4 protein-coding genes are annotated in these 3,200 nt (G+C 66.1%); 3 read left to right on the top strand and 1 reads right to left on the bottom strand.

What is annotated here, in order from left to right; genetic code table 11:
* Window positions 1-28: 28 nt before the first annotated feature.
* Window positions 29-982 carry a beta-ribofuranosylaminobenzene 5'-phosphate synthase family protein gene (locus A1351_RS02025; protein ID WP_024880992.1) on the bottom strand — a complete coding sequence of 318 codons (954 nt, stop codon included), beginning with the start codon at window positions 980-982 and terminating at the stop codon, window positions 29-31.
* A 239-nt stretch (window positions 983-1,221) separates the two neighbouring features.
* On the opposite strand from A1351_RS02025, the gene A1351_RS02020 reads away from it, so the two are divergent.
* The 3 genes from A1351_RS02020 to folK all read left to right on the top strand — a co-directional run bounded on the left by A1351_RS02020 (window position 1,222) and on the right by folK (window position 2,965).
* Window positions 1,222-1,596: a 4a-hydroxytetrahydrobiopterin dehydratase gene (locus A1351_RS02020; protein ID WP_064032017.1), complete on the top strand. Its 375-nt coding sequence runs from the start codon at window positions 1,222-1,224 to the stop codon at window positions 1,594-1,596.
* Between the two features lie 89 nt (window positions 1,597-1,685).
* Complete coding sequence (gene folP / locus A1351_RS02015) at window positions 1,686-2,459, top strand: dihydropteroate synthase (RefSeq protein WP_198162196.1); 774 nt, start codon at window positions 1,686-1,688, stop codon at window positions 2,457-2,459.
* The gene (folK, locus tag A1351_RS02010) at window positions 2,456-2,965 is read left to right on the top strand and encodes a 2-amino-4-hydroxy-6-hydroxymethyldihydropteridine diphosphokinase (protein ID WP_024880989.1); all 510 of its coding nucleotides are present in this window, start codon (window positions 2,456-2,458) and stop codon (window positions 2,963-2,965) included. The genes folP and folK overlap by 4 nt, the downstream gene beginning before the upstream one ends.
* Window positions 2,966-3,200 lie beyond the last annotated feature (235 nt).

Here is a 3,200-nt window from a genome sequence, read left to right as displayed (position 1 = left end):
ATCCGATCCAATTGGATCGGATAACGCTCTAGACCGCGTCTATGCGCGCGCCCCGATCGGAGCCCGCGACGACGGCGAGCGTCAATCCGCTCGCCTCCGCCGCGCCGCGCGCCAGAGCCTCGAGGCGGCGCGCTTCCGCTTCGCCGCGCGCGAAGGCGAAGCCGGTCGGCCCCCAGGAGGTCTGGCCGAGGCCGGTCGCGCCGCCTTGCGCCAGCCGTGCGAGCAGAGCTTCGACCGCCGCGCTGGTGAAGCGCCGCCCGCCCTGCGCTGGCGCGAAATAATCCCCGACGATCGCCTGAATGGCGGTGATCGCCGCGCCGAAGCCCGAGAAATCCGCCTCCGCCGCCGCCGGTAGCGCCTGCATCAGCACCAGCCGGCACAATTTCCCCGCATCCTCCTCCGAGAAGGGCGGCAGCTCGGCGAAGGCCTTGCGCTCCTCGGCGCCATGCAGGCCGATCGAGGCCGGGTCCGAGACGAGGAGAATGCGCCAATCTTCCGGAAAAGCGAGGCGCGAGACCACCGGCGGGGTCATCGTATCGGCGCCGCGGCCGCCGTCGACCACGAGCCCCCCACGCGTGAACAGCCCCGCCCCGAGCCCGGAGCGCGCGCCGCGTTGCAGCAGAGCGGCGTCCGCCTCCACATTCTGAGGCATGGCTTCGAGGCGGCGCAGCGCGGCGGCTATGGCCAGCGCCAGCTGCGTGCCCGAGCCGAGGCCCGAATGCGGTGGGATCGCCTCGCCAATGTCGAGCCGATAGCGCTTGCCCGGCGCGAGCGCGGCGGTCGCCTTTTCGAGCAAAGCGAGCGCGCGTTCGGCGTCCGGACCGGAAGCCTCCATCTTTTCAGCCGGCTGCAGCGTCAACCGCGTCGCCGGCGCGTCTATGGAGAGGCCGAGCCCGCCGAATTTGCGGCCGAGCGCGCCATTCATGTCCAAGAAGCCGAGATGCAATCTCGCCGCGGCGACGACGCTCACGCTGATCGGCATGGAGCCTCATTTTCGGACTTTATGCGGAATATCCGCTATATCTCGCTTCCCGGCGCGGTTTCACGCCGTTGTCGACGGGGCTCGCGCGCATTCGACTAGGCCGAGTAAGGCGCCGCGCGTGCGAAGGCAAGAGCTTGTGCAGTGAACAAGAGCTCGTGCAGTGAACGAGAGCTCGTCCGGTGAACAGGAGCTCGTCCGGGCGGACGCGCGAGAACGAACGAGCGAGAGAGGGGGACGCCATGGCCGCCGAGGAGCGCGCATATTCGCCAGAAGAGATAACAGCCCGCCTCGCCGCCGAGCTGCCGAATTGGCGGCTCGAGAACGGCTGGATTCGCCGCAAGTTCAAGACCCACGGCTGGAAGGGCACGCTGATGGTCGTCAACACGGTCGGCCATCTGGCCGAGGCCGCCTGGCACCATCCCGACATAGCCGCCTCCTACGCATGGGTCGAGGTGAAGCTGATGACCCATACGGCCAAGGGCGTGACCGACAAGGATTTCGAGCTGGCGCACAAGATCGAGGACGTCGTGTCCTGGCGTCCCGGCAAGGAGGGCGGCGCGCTCGAGGGCACGCCCGAGACCGACCAGCGCTTCGCCTATATCAAATACGACTGACAGGCTCATCCCCGGAGACCAGAGTGACGACGACGATTGAATCGTCGCGCGAGCGATTCTTTTCGCTCGTCGCGGCGCGGCCGGTCATCATGGGCATCGTCAATGTGACGCCCGATTCCTTTTCCGACGGCGGCCGCTTCTTCGCGCCGCAGGCCGCGCTGGCGCAGGCGCAAAAGCTCGCCGCCGACGGCGCGGACATTGTCGATGTCGGCGCCGAATCGACCCGCCCAGGCCATACGCCGCTGACCGCCGACGAAGAGTGGACGCGCCTCGCGCCGCTGCTCGAGACGCTGGTCGCGCAATGCGGCGTTCCGGTCTCCATCGACACCTATAAGGCGCAGACGGCGCGCCGGGCGCTCGCGGCCGGCGTGACGATCATCAATGATATCTGGGGCCTGCAGCGCGACCCCGATATGGCTCCGGCAATCGCGGAGGCCGGCGCCGGCGTCGTCGTCATGCATAATCGCGCCGAGGTCGCGCCCGATATCGACATCGTCTCGGACATGCTCGGCTTTTTCGAGCGTTCGCTGGAGATCGCCGCCGCCGCCGGCGTGCCGGAATCGCGCGTGATTCTCGATCCGGGCGTCGGCTTCGGCAAGACGCGGGAGCAGGATTTCGCGGCGCTGCGCGGGGTTCGGCAGCTCATGCGATTCGGGCGGCCGGTGCTCATCGGCGTGTCGCGAAAACGCTTGTTCGGCGCGTTGCTCGGCGCCGAGGTGGATGCGCGCCTCATCGCCACAGTGGCGGCGAATCTGATCGCGGCGCTGGAGGGCGCGCGGATTTTCCGCGTCCACGACGCCGCCGAGCACCGGGCGGCCTTCGCCGTGCTCGACACTCTGACACAGGGAAAAGGACGCATATGACGACGGCTGAGACGCGGGTCGGCTTTGGCTTCGGCAGCAATCTCGGGGACAAGCCCGCCAATATTCGGCGCGCGGTCGCGCTGGTCGGGGAGCGTGGGATCGCGCGCCTCGACGCTGTCTCGCGCATCTATCGGACGCCCCCTTGGGGCGATCTCGATCAGGGCGATTTCGCCAACGCCTGCGCGCTCGGCTGGACCCGTCTGTCGCCCTATGAGCTGCTCGCCGCGGTCAAGACGATAGAGGCCGATATGGGCCGTACGCCCACTCGCCGCTGGGGGCCGCGGCTGATCGACGTCGATATTCTCTTTCTCGGCGATCATACGATGGATGATCCTGAGCTCACCTTGCCGCATAAGGAGCTGTTTTCCCGTGCTTTTGTGCTGAAGCCACTGGCGGAGATCGGCCCCGACCTGACGCTCGACGGCGCCTCCATCGCGCGCGCGGCCGCCGAAGCGGCGGCGGAGGGGATCGGAATTTGGGAGGAAAAGTCCACCGACGCCCGATGAGCCATGACGCCACAGTTCTATAGGGTAGTGATGTCATCCGTCTGGGCAGGGCTCCGCTACAGGTCCGAATTAAAAACATAAATTGTTGATTTACCTATATATAATGATTGATATAAGAAATCTATCAATGTGCTTAAGGGTGGGTATATCGTCCGTTCAGGCAAGGCATGTCCTGCCCAAAAACGCTTTCGATACCCCTCAATAGATTGCCATATACTACCCCATTGGATATTGT

Source organism: Methylosinus sp. R-45379, from assembly GCF_001644125.1.
Classification (GTDB): Bacteria; Pseudomonadota; Alphaproteobacteria; order Rhizobiales; family Beijerinckiaceae; genus Methylosinus.
Note: the sequence above shows the minus strand (reverse complement) of the source record. Positions and strands in the feature narration are given on the sequence as shown.

Bases quoted from the DNA above. Each gene is read 5' to 3' on its own strand.
- A1351_RS02025 (WP_024880992.1), bottom strand. From the start codon at position 982: ATGCCGATCAGCGTGAGCGTCGTCGCCGCGGCGAGATTGCATCTCGGC.
- A1351_RS02020 (WP_064032017.1), top strand. From the start codon at position 1,222: ATGGCCGCCGAGGAGCGCGCATATTCGCCAGAAGAGATAACAGCCCGC.
- folP (WP_198162196.1), top strand. From the start codon at position 1,686: ATGGGCATCGTCAATGTGACGCCCGATTCCTTTTCCGACGGCGGCCGC.
- folK (WP_024880989.1), top strand. From the start codon at position 2,456: ATGACGACGGCTGAGACGCGGGTCGGCTTTGGCTTCGGCAGCAATCTC.